We start from the raw sequence: 26,152 nt of genomic DNA on the forward strand, positions 1-26,152 counted from the left end.
GTCGATTTTATTGTTTACTCCTACTAATACAAACTACTTTCGTTTTATAATTTTCTTCTTTTGCCCAGAGAAGCTAATTTATCCCTCAGACCTAAATCTTAACCTATGAAGAAAAATACGCTATTTTTCAGTGCACTTTTAAGTGCTATGTTATGTTTGTCTTACACAACACAAGCACAAGAATCAGATTTTGATAATGACGGAATCGTAGATCGACTAGATGTCGACGATGATAACGATGGTATAAGGGATACTGTTGAGTGTCCAGCAATTTCAGGTGCAGCAACTGCACAGTCTGATAAAATATCTTGGGAGCTAAATCAATATAAAGTATTTACCATTGGAAATAATACCAATGGATTAGGATATCAAGAATCTGGGTTTCAGAAAGAAGTATATGACAGAGGTCAACCGTTAACCGTACTCGATGGTGCTTTAGATTATACTTTTACACAAACAACACCAGGTACTGCTACAACAACTTTAGGGACTTTTGTAGACGGGACATTAGATTTTGAACACAACTATTTATATAGATCTTATGAGATTCATCAGTTTAGAACAACAACTTCTGGTGGATTTACATCAGGAAGTGGTCCTTCAAACGGTTTATATGTTTACCCAGAAGTAGGTAATCAAACAGGAGATTATTACACAGTAAATGTTAATTTTACTGAACCAGTAGCGTCTTTTAGTTTTGATTTTGTAGATATCTATGACACGAATACTGATCCAGCAGTTATGAACTATGAGGTTTATGCTGATGGGAATCTTATTGCTTATTTTAGCAATGCTTACATAGGTGATGATGCTACGGGTAACATTAATTTATATGATGCAAATGGTACTTTTAGAGGCGCAGTATTAGCAGGTCAAAACATAGAAAATACTATTGGTTTTGTTACTAGTGATCCTGTAAGTCAAGTATCTATTAGACACATTGTAGTGTCAGGTGGTTTAAATTCTTCTACGCATGATCCACACGGTCTAGATAGTTTGGCATATAGTTTTTTGTGTGAACCACAATTAGATATTGATGTAGATGATGATGGTATACCAGATAATGTAGAGGCACAAACTACCTCTGGTTATAAAGCACCAAGTGGAAGCGTAAGGACTACAGGTGGTAATATTGGTATGTATACTAATTATGGTGCAGGATTTACACCAGTTAATACAGATGGAACAGATTTACCTGATTATTTAGATACAGATACAGATAACGACGGTGTTTTGGATATAGATGAAAATGGTCACGTTTCGTCTAGCGTTAGTGGAAGTGATACAGATGGTGATGGTCTTGATGATAATTTTGATGCAGACAACTCTATTTATGATGTTAATGATGAGGTAACAACAGGTAATATAACAGATTTAGTTAACTCTTTTGGAGATATGGATAACGATGCATCTTCTGGAGGAGATTTAGATTACAGAGATAGTAACACCCAAATTACAGGATCAAATACTATTGATTTTGACGGAATAAATGATTATTTAATTGTTGAGAATTTAGAACTAGGAGGCTTACAAGAGTTAACCTTAAGTGCTTGGATTAAATTGGATAATAGCTTTAGCACATCTGGCGATGTTGCTGGTCAAAATATGTTTAGAATATGGGTAGATAGTTCCGATAAAGTACATGGATACTTTATAGGAAGTTTAAATGGAACGTCTTATCAATTATCATCTAATTATACTATGCCTAAAAATGAATGGCATCAAGTAACTATGACATATTCTGGCGTTTCAGGTACACTTAAGCTTTATATAGATGGTGAATTAGATTCTCAAAGAACAGTACCTTTGGGTACAACATCTATTGATCCTACATTTACAAATCCAGATTTTACTATTGGAAGATTTGAAAGGAATAATAATAATTACTTTTTTGGATCAATAGATGAGGTTAGAGTTTTTGATGAGGAATTAACTGAAGATCAGTTACAAAGAATGGTTTATCAAGAAATTAAAGAACATTCTAATAGAGTAGCAGGTTCTACTATTGTTGATAAAGATATTGTTGATATTAATACCAATGTAAAAATTGATTGGAATAGTTTGATTGGGTATTATCCAATGTCTTACGTTATGAATGGAATAACATCAGATTATTCTTCGTATGGTAGAGATGCTAAATTAAAAAACATAACAACTATTCAAGATCAAACCGCTCCTTTACCTTATCAAACGTCTTCAAGCGGAGCGTGGACAAGTGAAAGTACTTGGTTACATGGTAATGTTTGGGATATAGAAGACTTGCCAAACAACGATTGGTCTATTGTTAAAATTAATAATAATATAACAACAACTAATTCTCATACCAATTTAGGATTGTTAATTGATACTAATAGAACATTAACGGTAAACGGTAGTAACGGTATTTTTAATACTTGGTATTTAGAAATTGACGGTACTTTAGATTTACAAGAAGAATCTCAATTAATCCAAACAGAACATAGCGAATTAGAAGTAACTAGTTCAGGAAAAATATTGAGACGTCAAGAGGGATTAAATAATGTATACAGATATAATTATTGGAGTTCGCCAGTTGGAGTTCAAAGTACAGCTTCTAATAATACAAGCTTTTCATTAGATATGCTAAAAGAAGCTAACGGAAACATTCAGTTTACATCTGGTTATACACCAGCAGCAACAACACCTGCTACCATAAGTACATATTGGTTATATACTTATAAAAATGGAGTGTCTTATTATAATTGGTCTGCGTTAGATCAAAATTCAGCAATAGAAGCTGGAGTCGGTTACACCCAAAAAGGAACTGGAGTTGGATCCACAGATTTTCAATATATATTTGAAGGAAAACCTAATAATGGTGAAATTTTAGTTAGCGTCAATGATGCTGGTGGTGCTGGATCTGTTGGTGGAGTTTCTAAAACTGAATATTTATTAGGAAACCCTTATCCATCTGCATTAGACGTCTACGAATTTATCTTAGATAATTCAAGCCTTATTAATGGTGCTGTTTACCTATGGGAACAGTGGGCTGGAGACAGTCATATATTGAATCAGTACCAAGGTGGTTACGCTACTTTAAACCTTTCAGGAGGAGTAAGAGCTTATCAATTTGTTGGTTTAAATGGTGCAAATAACGGATCTCAAGATGGAGTAAAAACTCCTGAAAGATATATTCCTGTTGCCCAAGGATTTATGACGGAAATTGTAGGTAATGGTAATATCAAATTTGAGAATGATCAAAGAGCTTTCAGAACAGAAGCATCTGGAAATTCTGTTTTTATGAGAACCGGAACTTCATCAAATGAATCTGACTATAATAATAACGAATTACAGAAAATAAGAATAGAGTTTTCTACGTCTAACAATTTAAATAGAGAATTACTATTGGTATTTGGTAATAATACTTCTGACGAAGAATTTGATTATGGTTACGACGCTAAAGCTACTGAAGTATTTACTAACGATTTATTATCTACTCTAAACAATGAGAAGTATGCGATACAAGCTTATTCTCCAATTCAATCAGATAAAGAAGTAGATTTAGTATTAAAGAGTGATGGAATACTTACCTATACTATAAAAATGACAGAAATTGAAAATATTGATTCTTTACAAGATATTTATCTATACGATAGTATGTTAGGGATATATCACGATTTAAGAACTGGTGATTATAATTTTAGTGCTACAGCAGGAGAAGATGCTGGTAGATTTAAAATAGTTTTTGAATCAGGTGAGTCTTTATCAAATGAAGAATTTGTAGCTGTAAAAAATATTTCAATTTTTACAAACAACAGCAATCAATTATATATCAAAGGTTTAGATCAAGATATACGTGTTTTAAATATGGCTAATATGTTAGGGCAAAATGTTATGCGTTTATCAAATATTAGTAATAGTAAAGTAAACTCTGGAATTAGTCTTAATACTTTAAGTACAGGAGTTTATATAGTGGATGTAACTTTAAAAGATGGTAGGCTATTATCTAAAAAAGTTACTGTGAATTAAATTTGGTTATTTAAATTAAAAAAGCCTCAACAATTGTTGAGGCTTTTTTTATATCATAAGCTTATGATTTTTACATCATTCCAGGCATTCCTCCACCCATTGGAGGCATTCCTCCAGCAGGAGCATCTTCTTTAATGTCTATTAAAGCACACTCTGTAGTTAATATCATTCCCGCAACAGAAGCTGCATTTTCTAAAGCAATTCTAGTTACTTTCTTAGGGTCAATAATTCCTGCTTTAAGCATATCTACATAGGTTTCAGATTTTGCGTCATAACCAAAGTCTTTTTTACCTTCGCTAACCTTGTTAACAACAACGCTGCCTTCTCCACCAGCATTTTCAACAATAGTACGTAAAGGAGATTCGATTGCACGAGCAACAATTTGTATACCAGTTGTCTCGTCTAAATTCTCTGTAGTAATTTTTTCTAAAACAGATTTAGCTCTCACTAATGCAACTCCACCACCTGCAACAATACCTTCTTCTACTGCAGCACGTGTAGCATGTAAAGCATCATCAACACGGTCTTTCTTTTCTTTCATCTCTACTTCACTAGCAGCACCTACGTATAAAACCGCAACTCCACCTGCTAATTTAGCAAGACGTTCTTGTAGCTTTTCTTTATCGTAATCGCTAGTTGTAGATTCTATTTGAGCTTTTATTTGATTTACTCTGTTTTTTATCAATGCTTTGTCACCAGCACCATTTACAACAGTTGTATTGTCTTTATCAATAGTAATACGTTCAGCAGTACCAAGCATGTCTAACGTAGTGTTTTCTAGAGTAAATCCTCTTTCTTCAGACACCACAGTTCCACCAGTTAAGATTGCAATATCTTCTAACATAGCTTTTCTACGATCTCCAAATCCTGGTGCTTTAACTGCAGCAATTTTTAGAGAACCACGTAGTTTATTAACTACTAACGTAGCTAATGCTTCACCATCAACGTCTTCAGCAATAATTAACAAAGGTTTTCCTGATTGTGCAACTGGTTCTAAAACTGGTAGTAAATCCTTCATTGTAGATACTTTTTTATCATACAATAACACATAAGGATTTTCAAGATCAGTAATCATTTTATCACTGTTAGTCACAAAATATGGCGATAAATAGCCTCTGTCAAATTGCATACCTTCAACTATATCTACATAGGTTTCGGTTCCTTTTGCTTCTTCAACAGTAATAACACCTTCTTTACCAACTTTTCCAAACGCTTTTGCTATTAAATCACCAATAACATCATCATTATTTGCAGAAATAGAAGCTACTTGTTTTATTTTTTCAGAAGAATTTCCAACTTCTTTAGATTGTTTTCCTAAGTCTGTAACAATAGCTTCTACTGCTTTATCTATACCACGTTTTAAGTCCATAGGATTAGCACCTGCAGCAACGTTTTTTAATCCTTCTTTAACAATAGCTTGAGCTAAAACGGTAGCTGTTGTTGTACCATCTCCTGCTAAATCGTTAGTTTTTGATGCGACTTCTTTAACCATTTGTGCACCCATGTCTTCGTGTGCATCTTCTAATTCTATTTCTTTTGCAACGCTTACACCATCTTTAGTTACAATTGGTGCACCAAAAGAACGACTAATAATAACGTTTCTTCCTTTTGGTCCTAAGGTTACTTTTACTGCATTTGCTAAAGCGTCTACACCACGTTTTAATCCGTCACGTGCGTCTATATCAAATTTTATATCTTTTGCCATAATGAAAATTTTTATTAAAATTTTAAATTTCAATATTCAAATCCTAAATTCCAAAAGGAATTAATAGGCTTCAATTGAAAGTTTTGGAATTTGTTTATTTATTTATTGGAATTTGGCAATTAAATAATTGCCATTATATCTTCTTCACGCATCATTAAATACTCTTGGCCATCTAATTTAATTTCAGATCCTGAGTATTTTCCGTAAAGAACAGTGTCACCAACTTTTACAGTTAACGGTTCGTCTTTTTTCCCGTTACCTACTGCTACTATGGTTCCTTTGTGTTGCTTTTCTTGTGCTGTATCTGGAATATATAAACCAGAAGCTGTTTGTGTTTCGGCAGGTAGTGGCTCTACAAGCACACGGTCTGCAAGTGGTTTAATGTTTAATTTACTCATTGTATAAATGTTTTAATTAATTAGAATATTTGTGATTGTTACTAAGCCAAAAATGTGCCAATACAAAACAACTGACAAACTTGCAGAAACAAAAAATGCCAACTGTATCAGTTGGCATTAATGTGTTTTGTATAATCTAATACTAGTTAGCTGAATCAATAACTTTAGTTCCTTCGTCTACTGCAGGAGTAGTTGCTGGTGCAGGAGTTTCAATACCATCTAATTCTATTTTAGATTCTGTAGTAACACCTTTTTTATTTATGCCTAAACTTGATGCTAAAATTAATGCTAATAAGATTGTTGCTAACGTCCAAGTACTTTTGTCTAAAAAGTCTGTTGTTTTTTTAACACCACCTAATTGTTGTGTTCCGCCTCCTCCAAAAGAAGAAGATAATCCTCCACCTTTTGGGTTTTGAACCATGATTACCACTACTAGTAGAAATGCTACTATTACGATTAGGACTAAAAAGATTGCAAATGTGCTCATTATAATATTGTATTTATTCTTGTAATTTTTCTATTGCTTTAATTTGGTCTGCAAAGAAACCACTTTTTTCTGGATATTTCAAACTTAAAATTTTATAAGATTGAATGGCTTTTTTATAGTTTTTTTGCTCCACATAAATTCGGGCTAAAGTTTCTGTCATCAACGCTTCAGGCTGTATCATTTGGGCTTTAGCTATGTTGTGTGTTGAGGTGGTTGATTTTTTAGCTTCCAACTTAGGATTCTTAGTAATAAATTGATCAATCAACTCAAACTTTTTAGATCGGTCCAGATTAACATCTGTGTTTTGTTTTTTTGTCTCCTGAGTTGTTTCTCTTTGTATGGGTTTAAATCTTGTCAGGCTCAACCACTCATTAAAACTATGAGTTTCTGATTTGTCAAATTGTAAAGGTTTACCTAAGTTTAAAATAGATTTAGTCTCTTCAGAGATTGTTTTAGTCGAATCTGACTCAACGTCTTCAATAGCTTCATTGGTATCTAAATTGAAGTTTGCTATTTGTTGTTTTTCTATTTTAGGTTGAAACAATTCTGGATTTATAGTTTCTCTAGTAGCTTCTATTTGTTGTTTTAAAGCATCATCAATTCTTACGCTTTTGTTTACTGAAATATCTTCTACAACAACATCTAAACCGTTAATATAAGCAGTGTTTTGTTTGATATATTCAGAAATTTCGTTTTGATTAAACGTATCAGACGTAATAAAGTCAAACAAAATACTCCTGTCTGCGGTGTAAGCTGCAGTTGTTTTTAAAGCTTGGTTGTATTTAAAACTATCTTTGTTTTTTAAGCCTTTAAGGTGTATAGCTCTAGCAGATTGAAAATAAGGAAACCCTACTAAAATATCATCCAATGCATTAGTTTGAGTATCACTAATTAATTGTGGATTTTGAAGTAAAGTAGTAAATTCTGTACTATTCATACATTTCTTATTATTCAATTGGTTTTTTACCAATTAGCTAAAGAGGCATTAAAAATATCTTGTGTTAAACGTTCAAAAATTTCTTCAAAAGCGGTTGTTTTTGTCGAACCAGATAATAACTCACTTCCTTCATAATCATAAAAAAATGAGAACGATCTTTCAAAATCGTTTTCATCATCTTTTTTATTATAAAATCTGACGTTAACACTTATTGTTAACCTATTTTGTGCAGCAGTACTGTTTGCAGTTGCTGTGGTTGGAGAAATACGGTATTCTGTGATTTCTCCCTCGTAAACCAAGTCTCCATTAGAAGTTACTAAACTTAAGTTGGTTTGATTTTGTATTAAATCCTCTAAAGCTATTTTAAAATCTCGTTCTAGTCCAGGTTCAACTAGTGCAGCATTGTTCTGAAAATAATTAACTTGAAACGTATCGACATTACCAAGATCTTGGACACCTGTAAAAGAGTAGGCTCCACATCCTAATACTGTTGAAGCGATAATGATTAGTAAACTGTATTTTAAATATTTCATTGATGTTTTTTAACTTGATAACGACAATTTACAAATCAAATTGCTTTATTTTTCTATACAGTGTACGTTCGCTAATCCCTAATTCTTCAGCAGCTAGTTTACGTTTACCGTTATGACGCTCTAAAGATTTTTTAATTAACTCTAGCTCTTTATCGTGTAAAGACAAGGTTTCCTCTTCTTCAATCTCTTCTGCAAAATGATATTTGTCCTTAGTGTTTTCTATTTCTGGTTGAGAAGTGTTGGATGCATTGTCAGAAATGGATAAAATTTCCAAATCTTGGATTTGTTCATCAAACTCTGCTTTATCTTCATCTTCGCCATAAATTTTCTGTATTAAGGTCTCGTTATTTTTCTGAACATCTTTTGCATTGCCAGTTTTCATTAGTTCCATGGTTAGCTTCTTTAAATCATTTAAATCAGCTTTCATATCAAACAGGACTTTGTACAATATTTCACGTTCGCTACTAAAGTCACTTTCGGATTTAGTAGTATTAATAACAGCAGGAAGATTAGTGCTTCCAGAGGGTAAATAACTATTTAAAGTGGCTGCGCTTATAGTTCTATTTTGTTCTAAAACCGAAATCTGTTCTGCAACATTTCGTAATTGTCTAATGTTACCACTCCAACGGTATTTTAATAATAATTGGATAGCATCATCAGTTAATTTAATAGTTGGCATTTTATATTTTAATGCGAAGTCACTAGCAAATTTTCTAAATAAAATATGAATGTCTTCTTGGCGTTCTCGTAAGGGTGGAAGATTAATATCCACAGTACTTAAGCGATAAAATAAATCTTCTCTAAACTTTTCTTTTTTAATAGCTTCAAACATGTTAACGTTTGTAGCAGCTACTATACGTACGTTGGTTTTTTGTACTTTACTAGACCCTACTTTAATAAACTCGCCATTTTCTAAAACACGTAATAAGCGGACTTGCGTAGTTAGTGGAAGTTCTCCAACTTCATCTAAAAAAATAGTACCACCATCTGCAACTTCAAAATAACCACTTCGGGTTGCAGTAGCACCTGTAAATGCACCTTTTTCGTGCCCAAAAAGCTCACTATCAATAGTGCCTTCTGGAATTGCTCCACAGTTTACTGCAATGTATTTTCCGTGTTTACGATGTGATAATTGATGGATAATTTTAGGAATACTCTCCTTACCAACACCACTTTCTCCTGTAACCAACACAGATATATCTGTAGGCGCTACTTGGATTGATTTTTCTATAGCACGATTTAAACTTGGGCTATTTCCAATTATTCCAAAGCGTTGTTTTATGGATTGAACCGATTCCATTTTAAAAATTAATTGTTTTTAGTTGACGTAATTAAAAGTTTCTTCTTGTACTAAATCTACACCATCTAAAGAGAATGTTCCATTTCTACTTTCAATTCTATTATCAGCATCGTAAGTTATCATAAAAGTAACCGTACTTCCGTCTGCAGACACAGAACTCCAGTTATTGGTGCTATGAAACTGTACAATTGCCGGACCTGCTTCAGAATCGTAATCATCATCTAATATAGTTAACCAGTATTGGTCACTAAATCCGTCTTTTAATGGATTTGTAAATCCATCAAAACCATAGGTTGTATTATTGTCATTTTCACCAGAAGAAATAACTGTTATGCAATTACCATTGGCATCATAAGTCAAGTTTTCTACCTGAATACTTGCGCCAGCTTCAAAAGACTCTTTTTTAATCAATCTTCCTAATGCGTCTGTTGTGTACACTGTAGATATTGGATTTCCTGCTTCAGTCTTAGTAATTGTATTTCCTGAGGTAGTAAAATCATAGGTGTAATCTTCAGCATCATCTTCAAAATCGTCATAAACAATTTGAGAAATAGTATTTCCTGACGAGTAGAATACGTCTGTTTGGTTTATTTGTGTGGTACCTTCAAAGTTTTTAGCACCAATAATTTTACCATTTCCGTCTCTAGTTATAGTTCCAGTTGCTATGATTGGAAAACCAAAAGCTATAGTCTCTACATCTAAAGATGACACTTTATTATTGGCATTAAATATAAAATCTGAGTTGATAGTAATTGGGCCCAAAAACGGAATTTCGGTATCAACATCAAAGGTATAATTATCCAATTGTAATGGATTTGTTCCATCACCACCTGGATTTCCATCACCTGGATTAGTTATCCCATCTGTTCCAGGGAAAAATCCTTCAAGAGGTTCATTTTCACAAGCAGTGAATACACTTAATGATAATACTGCAATCAATATTTTTTTCATGATTATATATTTAATTCGTTTTTCTAAAATTAGTTGTTATTGGATAGTCCGATAGCTTCACCAATAAGTGTAGCTTTGGTGCAATCTGTTACATTAACGTTTACAAAATCACCAACTTTGTATTGTGCTTTTGGAAATACGCATACAATATTATGTTGTGTACGTCCAGACCATTGTTGGTTAGATTTTTTAGATTCTTTTTCTATTAATACTTCAACAGTTGTATTTAAAAACTGACGTGTTCTGTACTCGCTATGTTTAAGTTGAAGTGCAATAATTTCGCTTAAACGTCTACTTTTTGTTGTTTCTGGAATATCATCTTCAAATTTACGTTCTGCTAAAGTCCCTGGACGTTCTGAATACGTAAACATATAACCAAAATTATACTTTACATATTCCATTAAACTTAATGTGTCTTGATGATCTTCTTCAGTTTCGGTTGGAAAACCAGCAATCATATCTTGACTAATAGCACATCCTGGAATTATTTTTTTGATGTTATCTATTAAGGTGAAATACTCTTCTCTGGTATGTAAACGATTCATTGCTTTTAAAATCCGATTGCTACCGCTTTGAACAGGTAAATGGATATGATTACAAATGTTATCATATTTAGCCATAGTTTCTATCACTTCTAGGTGCATATCCTGTGGGTTAGACGTGCTAAATCGAATACGCATTTTAGGTTGTGCTTTTGCACATAACTCTAAAAGTTTCGCAAAATCTGTTGCGGTTGCTTTTTCAAAATCTGACGCTTTTTCAAAATCTTTTTTTAATCCTCCACCATACCATAAGTAACTATCGACGTTTTGACCAAGAAGCGTTATTTCTTTATAACCTTTATTCCATAAGTCATTAACTTCTTCAATAATACTTTGTGGATCACGACTACGCTCGCGTCCTCTAGTAAACGGAACCACACAAAACGTACACATGTTATCACATCCTCTGGTAATAGATACAAATGCTGTTACACCATTACTATTTAATCGTACAGGAGAGATGTCTCCATAGGTTTCTTCTTTGGATAAAATAACGTTTATAGCATCACGACCTTCATCAACTTCAGCAATTAAATTAGGTAAGTCTTTATAAGCATCAGGTCCAACCACTAGGTCTACAATTTTCTCTTCTTCAAGAAACTTGCTTTTTAAGCGTTCTGCCATACACCCTAAAACACCTACTTTCATTTTAGGATTAATTCGTTTTACAGCATTATATTTTTCTAAACGCTTTCTAACAGTTTGTTCTGCTTTATCACGTATTGAGCAAGTATTAACCAATACTAAATTGGCTTCCTCAAGATGTTTTGTGGTATTAAAACCTTCGTTTTGAAGTATAGACGCAACAATTTCGCTATCACTAAAATTCATAGAACACCCATAACTTTCAATAAAAAGTTTTTTAGTGTTTTCCTTTTTTTGAGGAATCACTAATGTTTCCCCTTGTTTAGTTTCGTCTATTGTCTTTTCCATAAATATATTGAAATCACTCACATTCAATAAGCATGCAAAGATAGGATTATTTTAAAATTATGACAATCTGACAGACTTAAAATTTTACCTAAAACTTATAAAATTAGGATGATAAATTTTTTTTGATATACCTTTGCACTCACAAAAACCGAAGAATGGCGAAGAATTTAGTTATAGTTGAGTCACCTGCAAAAGCAAAAACAATTGAAAAATTTTTAGGAAAAGATTTTAAAGTTGAATCTAGTTTTGGTCATATTGCAGACTTACCCTCTAAAGAATTAGGTGTTGATGTAGATGGCGATTTTGATCCAAAATACGAGGTGTCCTCAGATAAAAAAGCACTAGTAAAAAAATTAAAAGACCTTGCAAAAAAAGCCGAAATGGTTTGGTTAGCAAGTGATGAGGATAGAGAAGGAGAAGCAATTGCTTGGCATTTAGCAGAGTCTTTAAATTTAGATAAAGACAAGACTAGACGTATTGTTTTTCATGAGATTACCAAATCTGCCATCCAAAAAGCAGTAGATAATCCAAGACAAATAGATTACGATTTAGTGGATGCGCAACAAGCGCGTCGTGTATTAGATAGAATTGTGGGTTATGAGTTGTCTCCTGTATTATGGCGTAAAGTAAAAGGAGGTTTATCAGCAGGACGAGTACAATCGGTATCGGTTAGACTAATAGTAGAGCGTGAACGTGAAATACAAGATTTTAAACCAGAAGCCTCTTACAGGATAGATGCAGAGTTTTCTAATGAAGCAGGTCAATCGTTTAAGGCTAAACTTCCAAAAACATTCTCTACAAAAAAAGAAGCTCAAGATTTTTTAGAAAGTAATGCCAGTGCTACATTTAAAGTAGCTGACTTAATTAAAAAGCCGGCAAAAAAATCACCAGCTGCACCATTTACAACGTCTACGTTACAACAAGAAGCATCGCGTAAACTATATTTCTCGGTAAGTAAAACCATGACTATGGCTCAACGATTGTATGAAGCGGGTTTAATTACTTACATGAGAACAGATAGTGTTAACTTATCTGACGAAGCACGCAAAGGAGCAGAAAAAGAAATAGTTGCTGCATATGGTAAAGAATATGCAAAAGAGCGAAATTTTAAAGGAAAATCTAAAGGAGCACAAGAAGCACACGAAGCTATTAGACCTACAGATTTTACAAGGCACACTGTAGATATAGATTACGATCAAGCACGTTTATACGATTTAATTTGGAAACGCGCTATAGCCTCGCAAATGAGTGAAGCACAATTAGAGCGTACCAATGTTAAAATTGAAGCTAATACACATAATGAAACCTTTACAGCTAATGGAGAGGTGATTAAGTTTGATGGATTTTTAAAAGTGTATTTAGAAGGTACAGATGACGAAGATTTAGAGCAAGAAGGCATGCTTCCTGCAATGAAAACAAACGAAACGTTATTAAACAAGTACATTACTGCTACAGAACGATACAGTCGTGCACCATATAGATATACCGAAGCATCTTTGGTTAAAAAGTTAGAAGAACTTGGAATTGGTAGACCATCTACTTATGCGCCAACTATTTCAACTATTCAAAATAGAAATTATGTTGAGAAAGGTACTATTGAAGGTGTTGAGAGAGACTATACTCAGTTAGTTCTTGAAGAAGGTAAAGTTAACGATAATACCCTTACAGAAAAAGTAGGGTCTGATAAAGGTAAATTAGTACCAACAGATATAGGAATGATTGTTACAGACTTTTTAGTCAATCATTTTGAAAGCATATTAGATTATAACTTTACAGCAAAAGTAGAAAACCAATTTGACGATATTGCAGAAGGTAAAGAGGACTGGAAAAAGATGATGAAATCCTTCTATAAGAAGTTTCACCCTGTAGTAGAAGATGTAAAAGAAAATGCAGATCGCGAATCTGGAGAACGTATTTTAGGTAAAGACCCAAAAACAGGAAAACAAGTTAGTGTGCGTTTAGGTAAATTTGGACCTATGGTGCAAATGGGAACGGTTGATGATGACGAAAAACCAACCTTTGCAAGTTTAGGACCAGACCAACAATTGGGTAGTATTACTTATGAAGAGGCAATGGACTTATTTAAATTGCCTAGAACATTAGGTAAATATGAAGATGAAGTTGTAGAAGTTAATAACGGACGATTTGGACCTTATGTTAAGTATGGTAAAAAGTTTGTGTCTTTAGCACCAGGACAAGATCCTTTAAATATAGAAATTGAAGATGCAATAGCATTAATTAAAGAAAAAGAAATTGCAGATGCACCTATATATAATTATAAAGGACATGGTGTCACTAAAGGTAAAGGTCGTTTTGGACCATTTATAAAATGGAATAACTTATTTATTAATGTCAATAAAAAATATGATTGGGATAACTTATCAGATACAGATATTGAAGAGTTAATAGACGCTAAAATCCAAAAAGAAATAGATAAAGTTGTCCATAATTGGGAAGATGAAGGGATTCGTGTAGAAAAAGCACGATGGGGAAGACACAATATCTTAAAAGGAAAAATAAAAATAGAATTACCTAAAACTGTAGATGCTGCTGCTTTAACTTTAGAAGAAGTTAAGGATATTATAGAGAAAAAGGCGCCTAAAAAGAAAGCACCTGCAAAAAAGAAAAAAGCAACCAAGAAAAAAACGACAGCTAAAAAGAAATAGAATCCAATGAATTTTAATTTTTTGTCTCCAGTTTCAGATACAGTACTAGCACATAATCAATTATTATCACCTTTATGTCTAGGTAGAAAAATTAAAATTCATTCTTTACAAGAAGGAATTCCAGAATTAGATGACATTAAAATTGTCATACTTGGCGTTTTAGAAAACAGAAACGATGTTAATTATATAGGTGAAGATTTCAATTTAAACGAAATTAGAAAATCCTTGTATACATTATTTCCAGGAAGTTGGTCAACAACTATAGCAGATTTAGGCGATATAGAAAAAGGTGAAACAGTCGAAGACACCTATTTTGCACTTAAAGAAACCTTAACAATCCTTATTCAAAAACGAATTATTCCAATAATCATAGGAGGAAGTCAAGACTTAACATATGCTAATTATCGTGCTTACGATAGTTTGATGCCAATGGTTAACATTGTTAACGTAGACAAATCTTTTGATTTAGGAGATTCGTCAAAGCCTATAAAAAATAACAGTTTTATTGGAAAAGTTATTTTAGACCAACCGTATAACTTATTTAATTATTCAACTATTGGATATCAAACTTATTTTAATAGCCAAGAGGAAATAGATTTGATGGAGCGATTATATTTTGAATCTTATAGACTAGGAGAAGTTTCAAATGATATAACGTTAGTTGAGCCTGTTATGAGAGATGCCAATATTGTAACCTTGGATCTTGGTGTTTTAAAAGCAGCAGAAGTAAGCTTAAAACAAAAAGTATCACCTAATGGCTTAGACGGAAAAGAAGTTTGTGCTGTTGCACGTTATGCAGGCATAAGTAATAAAGTTTCCTCATTCGGTATATACGAATACAAACCATCACAAGATGATGAAATTACTTCAATGCTTATTTCGCAAATGATATGGTACTTTATTGAAGGTGTTAATTGTAGAGTGAAGGATGATGATTTTTCTAATGACGAGAATCACCAGAAATTCATTACTTTAGCCGAATCCCATGAGTTAATATTTTATAAAAGTACAAAAACTGGACGTTGGTGGATAGAAATACCATTTTTATCAAATGTTAATAATAAATTAAAAAAGCATACGTTATTACCTTGCACGCATCAAGATTATTTAGATGCTTGTAACGATAAAATACCAGAAAGATGGTATAAAGCGTATCAAAAGAACAATGTTTAATGGTCATAGATAAACAGATTAACGACCTTTTACATCGTTAAAATGTAAATTTTTTACGATGAAATGTAAAATTTTTACGTTAAAAAGTTGTTTTTTAGAAAATATATAAATATGTTTACGCTCTCAAAAAATTTAAGAGTATAAAATTAACCTCGAGTTTTACAATGAATATGAAGAAGTTTGTATTATTAACAGCGGTTTTCGCACTATTAGTAAGTTGTGGATCAAAAGATAAAGGTCAACTAGTAGGAGCAAAAGGAAAAAAATGGCATCCAGAAAAACCATATGGAATGACATTAGTACCTGGTGGAGCATTTATAATGGGTAAAGCAGACGATGATCTTGCTGGCATCCAAGATGCACCTGCCAAAACAGTAACAGTAGCTTCCTTTTATATGGACGAAACGGAAATCACAAATAGTGAGTATCGTCAGTTTGTAGAATGGGTAAGAGACTCAACCATTCGTACTAAATTAGCAATTCTTGCAGATGAGGTTGGAATGACTGAAGACGATGGAGGTATTGGAGAATTTGCATTTAAAGATGCAGATACTACAGACATGTCTGCTTATGAGAAATATATGATCGATAACTACAGCGGTTTAGGAGAAACAGGTTATGAAGGTAGAAAACTGAATTATGATATCGATTTAATTTTCGATACAGAAGATTATCCAGACGAATATTATGTAGAGGTAATGGATACTATGTATTTACCTTTAGAAGAATCTTATAATGGTCAACGTACTTGGGATGTTACTAAATTTAAGTTTCAATATACTTATATGGATATTGCTAAAGCAGCAAAAAATAAAAATTTACGTCGTAAAGATGTTATAATCAAAGAAGAAGTAGAAATCTATCCAGATACTACAGCTTGGATTAGAGATTTTGCTTACTCTTATAACGAGCCTATGCATAACGACTATTTCTGGCATGATGCTTATAGTGATTACCCAGTAGTTGGTGTGTCTTGGCAACAAGCAAAAGCTTTTTGTGAGTGGAGAACTAAATACCACAACGATTACAGAAGATCAAGAAAAATACATAACGTAGGTCGTTACAGATTACCTTCAGAAGCGCAGTGGGAATATGCTGCAAGAGGTGGCCTACAAGCTGCAACTTTCCCTTGGGGAGGACCTTATGCTAAAAACGATAGAGGTTGTTTCATGGCAAACTTTAAACCATTACGTGGTGATTATGCAGCAGATCAATCTTTATATACTGTAGAGGCTGATGCTTATGAGCCTAATGACTTTAATTTATATAACATGGCAGGAAATGTATCAGAATGGGTAGACTCATCTTACGATCCAGCATCATATGAATACGCATCAACAATTAATCCAAGTGTTAATGATCCAAATAATGCTCGAAAGGTCGTTAGAGGTGGATCTTGGAAAGACGTTGCTTATTTCCTACAAGTAAGCTCAAGAGATTATGAATATGCAGATTCTGCAAGAAGTTACATTGGTTTCAGAACTGTTCAAGATTATATGGGAACAGACGTAACCGCTAATGCAAGAAAGTAAAATTAAAACTATAACTAAATTAATAACCTACTTAAGTAATTAAACTTAACAACTAAAACTTAGAAATTATGGCACAAAAAGGAAAAATCACAGTAACTAATATGATCTACGGATTAGGAGCAGCAATCGTAATTATTGGAGCTTTATTCAAAATTCAGCACTGGCCTTACGGTTCTTTAATCTTAACCATTGGTATGATTGTAGAGGCACTTGTATTTACATATTCAGCTTTTGAAAGACAACAATCAGATTTAGATTGGTCTTTAGTATATCCAGAATTAGCTGGAGGACAATCTTTAGGTAAAAAAGGAAAAGAAGAGCCTAAAGATGCTGAAGGATTATTATCTAAAAAATTAGATAACTTATTAAAAGAAGCTAAAATTGATGGCGAATTAATGTCAAGCTTAGGTGAAAGCATTAAAAACTTTGAAGGTGCTGCTAAAGGTATTGCACCAACTGTAGACTCTATGGCTGCAACAAAAAAATATGGTGAAGAAATGTCATTAGCTGCTGCACAAATGGAGTCTTTAAATAGCCTTTATAAAGTTCAAATGGAGAGCGCTAGTCGTCAAGCTTCAATCAACGAAGAAGCTGTGGAGAATGCTACTAAATTAAAAGAGCAAATGCAATCTTTAGCATCTAACTTATCTTCATTAAATGGAGTTTACGGTGGAATGTTATCTGCAATGAACAAAAACTAATTAGTATTAGTATATCTATTAATAACTTAAAAACTAATTAGAAATGGCAGGAGGAAAACAGTCCGCAAGACAAAAAATGATTAACTTGATGTACTTAGTATTCATCGCGATGATAGCAATGAATATGTCAAAAGAAGTACTATCTGCATTCGGATTAATGAATGCAAAGTTAATTGACAATAACCAATCAGCAGATGTGCGTAATGCTCAATTTATGCAAGGTTTAGCTGATAAGGTAGAAGAGCAACCAGCAAAATACGCACCACTAAAAGCTGATGCAGATCAAATTACTGCTTTAGGTAACGATTTAAGTTCTTACTTAGAAGACCTAAAAGGTAAAATGACAGCTACAGTTAAGGATCCTAGTAACTATGAAACAATGGATGGTACCGACTGGTTAGATCAATACTTTTTTAATGGTGATAAAACAACACCTAAAGGAAAAGAATTTTTAGCTAAAATTGCTGAATATAGAAACGGAGTAAAAGCTGTATTAGCTGATAATCCAGATCTTAAAGATATTGTTGCTGATGTAGAAAAGAAATTTGCTACAGATAAAGTTACTAATAATGATGGTAAACAATTAGAGTGGTTAGATTATCACTACAAAGGGTTTCCATTAGTGGCTTCTTTAACAAAGATGACGCAATTACAATCTGATATCAAAACAACTGAAGCAGAGATGTTATCATCTATGTTAGCTGGTAAGCTAAAGGTAGAAGCGTCTTTAACAAACTTTGAAGCAATTGTTGTTGCAGATAAAACAGCATTCTTTAACGGAGAGCAGTTTTCTGGAAAAATCATCTTAGGTAAAAACGATAAAACATTACGTGCTGATAAAGTAATTGTTAATGGACAAGAATTACCAGAAGATGCAATGCAAGCTGGTCAAACATTATTAAAGTTTCCTGCTGGAAGAGTTGGAGAGCAAAAAATTAAAGGAGAGTTTCAATTTAAAGAAGGAGATTCTATAATTACATTACCTTTTGAAAGTTCTTATGCTGTAATCCCAAAACCAAATGCTGCAACGATATCTGCAGATAAAATGAATGTAGTATATAGAGGTGTACAAAACCCAATGACTATTTCTTTTGCAGGTGTGCCAGATAATAAAGTACAAGCTTCAGCTAATGGTTTATCGCCAAAAGGTGGTGGTAAATATGTGATGACTCCAGGTACAGGAAAAGAAGTAACAATTAACGTTACAGGTACATTACCTGATGGTACAAAAGTGTCAGATAATGCTAAATTTAGAATTAAGGATATTCCAAAACCTTTCGGACAAATAGCAGGTAGAGCAGAAGGATCGTTACCACGTAATAATATTGAAATTGGTACAATTAAGGCAGTATTTGATGATTTTGATTTTGATTTACCATTAACAGTAACGTCATTTAAATTTAAAGTTCCTGGTCAAGCTACAGTTAACGTTTCAGGTAATAAATTAAACGGTCAAGCTAAAGCTGCTTTAAGAAAAGCAAGACGTGGTGATGCTGTTCAGATTTTTGATATCAAATCAAAATCTTCAGGTGGACCAAGAATTAAGCCAGCAAGTCCTATTTCAATAGAAGTTGCTAACTAATCAACTATTTGATTAAATAAATAAAAAAACAATTTTCAGATGAATTATAAATCTTTATTAGCAGTCGTATTTGGTGTAGCGTTTACCGCTCAAATCAATGCGCAATCTAATATTCTAAATGCAAAATCTCCAGAAGAGATTGGAGTTAGAACAGAAGAACAAAAAGCATTAGATAACGATAAACCTCTAGAATACGGTTACGTTGATGATAGAGATATTATGTTTGCTAAAATGACTTGGGAAAAAGTAGTTTTAGACGAGCGTGTTAACTTCCCGTTATATTATCCTGTAGATACTAATAATATTGGAAGCGAAAGACGTTCTCTATTTGACGTACTAACAAAAGCAATAGACGACGGTAAAATAGAAAACGTGTACAACGATTCTTATTTTACAGGACGACGTACTAAAAAAGAGTTAGAGCAAATTAGAACTGCTGTAGATACTATGGATATTGGATACGATCAGTTAAATGCTGATGGTTATGTAGATCCGGAATATATTACAACAACTACTATTTCTTCTTATGATGTTTCTGCATATCTTATTAAAGGATTATGGTATTTTGATAAGCGCCAAGGCGAATTAAAATACAGACTTTTAGGATTAGCTCCTGCTGCTCCAGATGTTAACTATGTTAACTCTGACGATGAAGCAAATAAAGAGCCAATTCCATTATTCTGGATTTTCTATCCTGATGCTAGAGATGTATTGCACGAAGCAAAAGCATTCAATTCTAAGAATAGTGCTATGCCATTTTCTTTTGATCACTTATTAAACTCTAGACGTTTTAATGGTATCATTTATAAAGAAGAAAATGTATTTGGAGACCGTAAGGTTGAAGAATATATAGCAGAAAATGCTTTAATGCAATTATTAGAGTCTGAAAGAATTAAAGAAAAAATTAGGAACTTCGAGTTAGACATGTGGTCTTACTAAAAGCAACTAATTAAACATATCAAAAACGCGTACTGAAAAGTATGCGTTTTTTTGTTTGTATTAATTACCCTTACAATTAGTAATGTCAAGCCTTACTAATTGTAAGGGTAATATTAGTTTAAGGTTATTTGTGTTTATTATCTTCGCATTATGAAAGTAGATTATATCATAGTAGGTTGCGGTTTAGCAGGAATTTCTTTTGCTGAAAAGCTTAAATCTAATAACAAATCATTTGTTGTTTTTGACGATAATTCACAACAATCCTCTATTGTTGCTGGTGGTTTATATAATCCTGTGACTTTAAAACGCTTCACACCAGTTTGGAAAAGTGAGAAGCAGTTAGATTTAGCATTGCCTGTTTATCAAAAATTAGAAAAAGACTTAAAGATTCAATTAGATTATAAGATTGCTGTAAAACGTAGGTTTGCATCTATTGAAGAACAAAACGATTGGTTTTCAAGATCAGATAGACCAGGATTAAAACCTTTTTTAAATACAACCTTATCAGAAAATAATAACCCAAAAATTAAAGCTGAATTTAAATTAGGCGAAGTATTACAAACTGGACGTATAGATACAAAGTTGTTGATTAAAAAATACAGACAAGCATTAAGTAAAAATGAGCTTTTTATTACCAATCGTTTTGATTATGATAAACTAATAATGGATGATAATGGTATTCAGTATAAAAATATAAGAGCTAAGCATATTATCTTTGCAGAAGGTTTTGGAGTAAAGAGAAATCCGTTTTTTAACCAATTACCATTACAAGGCTCTAAAGGACAATTATTGACCATCCATGCACCAGATTTAAATTTAGACTACGTTTTAAAATCCAGTGTATTTATCATTCCGTTAGGTGATAATATGTATCGTATAGGCGCTACATACGAACAAAACGACAAAACCAATAAAACTACACAAGAAGCAAAAGAACTGCTCTTAAACAGGCTTAAGACGTTTACAGATTTTGATTTTGAAGTAGTCAATCATGTTGCAGGAGTAAGACCTACTGTTAAAGATAGAAAACCATTGGTAGGAAGGCATCAAACCCATAATAATGTATATGTTTTAAACGGAATGGGATCTAGAGGCGTCATGATTGCTCCATATATAGCAAATCAACTCTATAATTGTATTGAAAATAATACTCCTCTAGACTCAGAGATTGATTGTTCTAGATTTAATTAATGTTTAGTATCAGAAAGCTTGTTTTTTGAAGCAATAGTTTTATCATAACTCATAAAAATATTAATCCAAATATTTCTGGAAAGCCTTATAATTATTGGGTAAAAGACAATCATAGTTCCAATTATTGTAATAAAAGCGGTATTTAATGTCGTTTTTAAAAACAAATAACTTACAACAAAAGCTGCTACTGCAAATGCAATTCCAACACCATAACTTACATACATAGAACCATAAAAAAAAGAAGGTTCGATTTTATATTTAGTATGACAATTGCTACAACGGTCATGCATGCTAAATAATTTATTTATATGATATGGATTTGGATGAGTATACATAGATTCCTCATGACATTTAGGACATTTTCCTGTAAAAATACCATATAACTTAGAGCCTTTTTTAAACATAATAATTGTGTACTTTTGCAATTCGAAAAAAACAATGTTGAAGCTAAAAAACTTCTAATACAAAATTAAGTTTTATTCGATCAATAGTAAGTAACATAAGTCACAAATCCATGCTAAATATTCATAATTTATCAATTTCATTTCAAGGAGAATATCTATTTGAAGATATTACTTTCAAATTAGGAAATGGAGATAGAGTTGGACTTATTGGTAAAAATGGTGCAGGAAAGTCAACCATGCTAAAGATTTTGTCTAAAGAAATGGAACCAGATTCAGGTCAAATAGCAGCAGATAAAGAATTGAAGATTGGCTTTTTGAAACAGGATATCGATTTTACTTTTGGACGTACAGTATTAGAGGAGTCATATGAAGCGTTTACCGAAATTAAAGCATTAGAAGCTAAGTTAAAATCTATAAATTCTCAATTGGCAGAGCGAACAGATTACGAAAGCGAAGCCTATCACGATTTGATGGTAGAGTTAAACGAAATCCAGCATCAATACGAAATTATAGGTGGTTATAACTACCAAGGTGAAACAGAAAAAATCTTACAAGGATTAGGGTTTAAGCGTGACGATTTTAATAAACTAACAGATACCTTTTCTGGTGGGTGGCGCATGCGTATTGAATTAGCCAAATTGTTACTTCAAAACAACGATGTGTTATTGTTAGATGAGCCTACTAACCACTTAGATATAGAGTCAATAATTTGGTTAGAAGGTTTTTTAAAAAATTATCCTGGTGCAGTAGCAATTGTATCACACGATAAAATGTTTTTAGATAATGTTACTAACCGAACTATCGAAATTTCTTTAGGCCGCATTTATGATTATCCAAAACCATATACTAAGTATTTAGTACTTCGTGAGGAGATTAGAACACAACAATTAGCCTCTCAAAAAAATCAGCAAAAACAGATTGAGCAAACAGAAAAGCTAATCGAAAAGTTTCGTGCTAAGGCCAGTAAAGCTACTATGGCACAATCCTTAATAAAAAAACTGGATAAGATTGATAGAATAGAGGTGGACGAAGATGATAATAGCGTGATGACCTTAAACTTTCCAGTTTCTATTATACCAGGGAAAGTAGTTGTAGAAGCTGAAAATGTGTCTAAAAGCTATGGGGAAAACCACGTATTGAGTGATGTAAATTTAATGGTGGAACGTGATATAAAAACAGCTTTTGTTGGACAAAATGGTCAAGGAAAATCAACTCTAGCAAAAATTATTGTAGGCGAATTAAAACATGAAGGCAAATTAAAACTAGGACATAACGTACAAATCGGTTATTTTGCCCAAAATCAAGCCGAATATTTAGACGGAAGCAAAACCGTTTTAGACACCATGATTGATGCTGCTAATGAAACCAACAGAAGCAAAGTCCGTGACATTTTAGGCTCTTTTTTATTTAGGGGAGAAGAAGTAGATAAATACGTTAGAGTTTTGTCAGGTGGCGAGCGTAACCGTTTGGCATTAGCAAAGCTAATGTTACAACCGTTTAATGTATTGGTTATGGATGAACCAACCAATCACTTAGATATAAAATCAAAAAATGTTTTGAAAGAAGCATTACAGCGATTTGAAGGGACACTCATATTAGTATCTCATGATAGAGATTTTTTACAAGGGTTAACCAATACCGTTTTTGAATTTAAAGACGGAAGCATCAAAGAATATTTAGGCGATATAGATTTTTATTTAGAACAACGCAACGTTCAAAATTTAAGAGAAGTAGAAAAGCGTACAGTGGTTAAAGCTGAAGCAAAAACAACACCTAAACAATCTTATGAAGATCAAAAGAAGCTAAAATCTTTAAATAATAAACTTAGTAATTGTGAGTCAAAAATCAGTCAACTTGAAAAAGAAATCAAAGAGATTGATGTAGAATTGGCAACCAATTATGACGAAACAGTTTCTAAACCTAACTTTTTTGATCATTACCAAGCTAAAAAAGATAAGCTTGAAAAGCTAATGGAAAATTGGGAGACTATTACTCTGGAACTAGAACAATTTTCATAATTAGTTTTTTACTTTTCTAATACACCATCAAGCTAAATTAAAATTAGCAGAGCTGCAAGTACTTCAATTAAGTGGCGAGTTACTAAATGTAGATTTTTAAACGCTGATAATCAGTTGTGTAGTATATCGATACTTGTAGAATGATTTTTAATAAAATACACACTTAATCGGTAAAAAACCTCTTTTCAACATCAAAATGTTAAATTTTTAAGCAGTTAATCGAATCAATTTGTTTTTAATCTTGTTTAAGGTTAGTTTTATATTCTATTAGACCCCAAATCTATAAACCTATGAAAACCTTAAAATTAACTTTTGCTTTTTTACTTGTAGCATGTTTTTCTTTTGCTAACGTTTCAAACTCAGAAAAACAAGCTTTAATAGCATTATATAATCAAACCAATGGAGCCCAATGGACAAACTCTTGGGATCTGGATGCCTCAATAGATACTTGGCATGGTGTAACCATCATAGATTCTAAAGTTGTAAGTCTAAATTTATCTTTCAACAACTTACAAGGTCAAATACCAGCAGAGATTGGACAATTGTCTAATTTACAAGTGTTAAATTTAAGTTTCAATAAATTAAATGGAAGTTTACCAGAGTCTATCTCTAAGCTGCAGGAACTATATTCGCTTCAATTATTTTTAAATAGATTAGAAGGACCTATTCCAAATTGGATAGGTAGTTTAAGTAACCTAGAATTTTTAGCGTTACATAGCAATAAGTTTACAGGAAAAATTCCAGAAGAAATTTCAAACTTAAAAAACTTAAAAAAATTAGAATTAGGTAGTAACTTTTTAGAAGGCAACATACCTTATTCAATAAAAAAATTAAAAAACTTACAGATTTTAAGTCTTATAGACAATCAATTAGATGGTGAAATTCCTGAGAGTTTAGTAGAATTAACTAATCTTGAAGAGTTAGTATTGTCAAGTAATAACTTATCTGGTTCTTTACCATTTGAGTTATCGCAATTATCTAAATTAACACTGTTAATGGTAAGTGATAATCAACTTAATAACGAGTATGTTACTGTAGTTGATGATGCACCTACAAAAGTAACTTTGTTTTTAGAAGACGAAGAAATGGCAAGCAAAAACTAAAGTTTTATTAAAAATAGATATAAAATAGTCAACCTTTGGTTGGCTATTTTTATTTTTGGTAAAAAGTAAAATATGTTCGAACATTATTTTCAGTGTCCTTACTGTTGGGAAACCATTTCTATGTTACTAGATCCTAGCATATCAAAACAAACCTATGTAGAGGATTGTGAAGTGTGTTGTAATCCAATACAAATCACACCACAATTTGAAGACACAGAACTTATTGGTTTTGATGCGATTAATATCGAACAATAAAAATTTTAAAATTATGCTTGCAATATCTAAAAAGCATTGTATATTTGCAGTCCGAAATGTTTTGGTCGGCATTATGAACCGAAAGTTAAAAGTTAAGTAAAACATTTAAAATACAAATCGCGGGATAGAGCAGTAGGTAGCTCGTCGGGCTCATAACCCGAAGGTCACTGGTTCGAGTCCAGTTCCCGCTACTAAAAAAAGCTTCACTTTTTTGTGAAGCTTTTTTACTTATATACGTTTTTTGTCACTATCATTTTCTTTTTCTTCAATTTTAGGAATTATAGCGCGTTGCTGATTAAAAAACTGTTGTTGCATAGCTTCCATACGCTGTCTAATACTTTCTAAGTCTGGAAAATCTGTTGTCATTTTATTTGAAAAAAACGAGTCAGAAAAAAACAGATTCATTATAGAATCTTGATTTTTAAAGTTAGAAAATTCAGAAAATCCAAAATTAGAAAATTGTTGTTTCATCCTAGATTGCATAGCGCTAAATACACTATCCACTTCCATACTATCAAATTGTTTTAAATGACTAGAGCTAGAAGACCAACTGTAAATAGAGTCATATCTAATCACATTACCGTTTTCATCGACTTCTTTATTAACTTTCCAACTTACCTTGGGTTTAATAGTGTCCATAGACGTTTCAGTTTTTATAATATCCTCTTTAAGATTGTCAGTGTCTTGACCATTACAACTAGTAGCTAAAATTGCTACTAATGAAAATAAGATTAGTTTTTTCATTTTTATACAATTTTAAATTTCACTGAAAGTATATAAACAAAAAAAATGCAATGTGGAATTTGACTTACATT

Annotated in this window: 21 protein-coding genes and 1 tRNA gene; 12 read left to right on the top strand and 10 right to left on the bottom strand. The window is 32.5% G+C overall.

What is annotated here, in order from left to right:
* Nucleotides 1-105: 105 nt before the first annotated feature.
* Complete coding sequence (locus Ollyesu_RS07580) at nucleotides 106-3,987, top strand: LamG-like jellyroll fold domain-containing protein (RefSeq protein ID WP_279300632.1); 3,882 nt, start codon at nucleotides 106-108, stop codon at nucleotides 3,985-3,987.
* A 70-nt stretch (nucleotides 3,988-4,057) separates the two neighbouring features.
* On the opposite strand, the gene groL is transcribed toward Ollyesu_RS07580, so the two are convergent.
* The 8 genes from groL to miaB form a co-directional block, all read right to left on the bottom strand.
* Nucleotides 4,058-5,692 carry a chaperonin GroEL gene (groL, locus tag Ollyesu_RS07585; protein ID WP_279300633.1) on the bottom strand — a complete coding sequence of 545 codons (1,635 nt, stop codon included), beginning with the start codon at nucleotides 5,690-5,692 and terminating at the stop codon, nucleotides 4,058-4,060.
* Between the two features lie 119 nt (nucleotides 5,693-5,811).
* Nucleotides 5,812-6,090, bottom strand: coding sequence for a co-chaperone GroES (locus Ollyesu_RS07590; protein WP_279300634.1), 279 nt, complete (start codon nucleotides 6,088-6,090; stop codon nucleotides 5,812-5,814).
* Nucleotides 6,091-6,232: 142 nt separating this feature from the next.
* Nucleotides 6,233-6,577 carry a preprotein translocase subunit SecG gene (secG, locus tag Ollyesu_RS07595; protein ID WP_279300635.1) on the bottom strand — a complete coding sequence of 115 codons (345 nt, stop codon included), beginning with the start codon at nucleotides 6,575-6,577 and terminating at the stop codon, nucleotides 6,233-6,235.
* A gap of 13 nt (nucleotides 6,578-6,590) precedes the next feature.
* The gene (locus Ollyesu_RS07600; RefSeq protein WP_279300636.1) at nucleotides 6,591-7,514 is read right to left on the bottom strand and encodes a hypothetical protein; all 924 of its coding nucleotides are present in this window, start codon (nucleotides 7,512-7,514) and stop codon (nucleotides 6,591-6,593) included.
* A gap of 26 nt (nucleotides 7,515-7,540) precedes the next feature.
* Nucleotides 7,541-8,047: an LptE family protein gene (locus tag Ollyesu_RS07605; protein ID WP_279300637.1), complete on the bottom strand. Its 507-nt coding sequence runs from the start codon at nucleotides 8,045-8,047 to the stop codon at nucleotides 7,541-7,543.
* Between the two features lie 28 nt (nucleotides 8,048-8,075).
* Nucleotides 8,076-9,347, bottom strand: a complete 1,272-nt coding sequence (locus tag Ollyesu_RS07610; RefSeq protein WP_279300638.1) for a sigma-54 dependent transcriptional regulator — start codon at nucleotides 9,345-9,347, stop codon at nucleotides 8,076-8,078.
* An 18-nt stretch (nucleotides 9,348-9,365) separates the two neighbouring features.
* Nucleotides 9,366-10,298: a hypothetical protein gene (locus tag Ollyesu_RS07615; RefSeq protein ID WP_279300639.1), complete on the bottom strand. Its 933-nt coding sequence runs from the start codon at nucleotides 10,296-10,298 to the stop codon at nucleotides 9,366-9,368.
* Nucleotides 10,299-10,327: 29 nt separating this feature from the next.
* On the bottom strand, nucleotides 10,328-11,773 hold the full coding sequence (gene miaB, locus Ollyesu_RS07620) for a tRNA (N6-isopentenyl adenosine(37)-C2)-methylthiotransferase MiaB (protein WP_279300640.1): 1,446 nt from the start codon (nucleotides 11,771-11,773) through the stop codon (nucleotides 10,328-10,330).
* A 155-nt stretch (nucleotides 11,774-11,928) separates the two neighbouring features.
* Between miaB and topA the strand changes: the two genes are divergently transcribed.
* The 7 genes from topA to Ollyesu_RS07655 all read left to right on the top strand — a co-directional run bounded on the left by topA (nucleotide 11,929) and on the right by Ollyesu_RS07655 (nucleotide 21,557).
* On the top strand, nucleotides 11,929-14,439 hold the full coding sequence (topA, locus tag Ollyesu_RS07625; RefSeq protein ID WP_279300641.1) for a type I DNA topoisomerase: 2,511 nt from the start codon (nucleotides 11,929-11,931) through the stop codon (nucleotides 14,437-14,439).
* Between the two features lie 6 nt (nucleotides 14,440-14,445).
* Nucleotides 14,446-15,612: a formimidoylglutamase gene (locus tag Ollyesu_RS07630; RefSeq protein WP_279300642.1), complete on the top strand. Its 1,167-nt coding sequence runs from the start codon at nucleotides 14,446-14,448 to the stop codon at nucleotides 15,610-15,612.
* A 164-nt stretch (nucleotides 15,613-15,776) separates the two neighbouring features.
* Entirely contained in the window at nucleotides 15,777-17,144 is a 1,368-nt protein-coding gene (gene gldK, locus Ollyesu_RS07635) for a gliding motility lipoprotein GldK (protein WP_279300643.1), read from the top strand.
* Between the two features lie 68 nt (nucleotides 17,145-17,212).
* Complete coding sequence (gldL, locus tag Ollyesu_RS07640; protein WP_279300644.1) at nucleotides 17,213-17,845, top strand: gliding motility protein GldL; 633 nt, start codon at nucleotides 17,213-17,215, stop codon at nucleotides 17,843-17,845.
* A gap of 43 nt (nucleotides 17,846-17,888) precedes the next feature.
* Complete coding sequence (gene gldM / locus Ollyesu_RS07645; RefSeq protein WP_279300645.1) at nucleotides 17,889-19,427, top strand: gliding motility protein GldM; 1,539 nt, start codon at nucleotides 17,889-17,891, stop codon at nucleotides 19,425-19,427.
* A 39-nt stretch (nucleotides 19,428-19,466) separates the two neighbouring features.
* Nucleotides 19,467-20,366: a gliding motility protein GldN gene (gldN, locus tag Ollyesu_RS07650; RefSeq protein ID WP_279300646.1), complete on the top strand. Its 900-nt coding sequence runs from the start codon at nucleotides 19,467-19,469 to the stop codon at nucleotides 20,364-20,366.
* Between the two features lie 150 nt (nucleotides 20,367-20,516).
* On the top strand, nucleotides 20,517-21,557 hold the full coding sequence (locus Ollyesu_RS07655; RefSeq protein WP_279300647.1) for an FAD-binding oxidoreductase: 1,041 nt from the start codon (nucleotides 20,517-20,519) through the stop codon (nucleotides 21,555-21,557).
* On the opposite strand, the gene Ollyesu_RS07660 is transcribed toward Ollyesu_RS07655, so the two are convergent.
* Nucleotides 21,554-21,961 (bottom strand): DUF983 domain-containing protein, encoded by a 408-nt coding sequence (locus Ollyesu_RS07660; protein ID WP_279300648.1) that lies wholly within the window; start codon nucleotides 21,959-21,961, stop codon nucleotides 21,554-21,556. The genes Ollyesu_RS07655 and Ollyesu_RS07660 overlap by 4 nt on opposite strands.
* A 110-nt stretch (nucleotides 21,962-22,071) precedes the next feature.
* Here Ollyesu_RS07660 and Ollyesu_RS07665 point away from each other — a divergent pair, with 110 nt between their 5' ends.
* The 4 genes from Ollyesu_RS07665 (at nucleotide 22,072) to Ollyesu_RS07680 (ending at nucleotide 25,528) form a co-directional block, all read left to right on the top strand.
* Nucleotides 22,072-23,979 (top strand): ABC-F family ATP-binding cassette domain-containing protein, encoded by a 1,908-nt coding sequence (locus Ollyesu_RS07665; RefSeq protein ID WP_279300649.1) that lies wholly within the window; start codon nucleotides 22,072-22,074, stop codon nucleotides 23,977-23,979.
* A gap of 290 nt (nucleotides 23,980-24,269) precedes the next feature.
* Nucleotides 24,270-25,082, top strand: a complete 813-nt coding sequence (locus tag Ollyesu_RS07670) for a Two component regulator three Y domain protein (RefSeq protein WP_279300650.1) — start codon at nucleotides 24,270-24,272, stop codon at nucleotides 25,080-25,082.
* 72 nt (nucleotides 25,083-25,154) lie between these two features.
* The gene (locus tag Ollyesu_RS07675) at nucleotides 25,155-25,337 is read left to right on the top strand and encodes a CPXCG motif-containing cysteine-rich protein (RefSeq protein WP_279300651.1); all 183 of its coding nucleotides are present in this window, start codon (nucleotides 25,155-25,157) and stop codon (nucleotides 25,335-25,337) included.
* A 118-nt stretch (nucleotides 25,338-25,455) separates the two neighbouring features.
* A tRNA-Met gene (locus Ollyesu_RS07680) sits at nucleotides 25,456-25,528 on the top strand.
* A 37-nt stretch (nucleotides 25,529-25,565) separates the two neighbouring features.
* Here Ollyesu_RS07680 and Ollyesu_RS07685 read toward each other — a convergent pair.
* Nucleotides 25,566-26,081, bottom strand: coding sequence for a hypothetical protein (locus tag Ollyesu_RS07685; RefSeq protein WP_279300652.1), 516 nt, complete (start codon nucleotides 26,079-26,081; stop codon nucleotides 25,566-25,568).
* Between the last annotated feature and the right edge of the window lie 71 nt (nucleotides 26,082-26,152).

Source organism: Olleya sp. YS, from assembly GCF_029760915.1.
GTDB lineage: Bacteria > Bacteroidota > Bacteroidia > Flavobacteriales > Flavobacteriaceae > Olleya.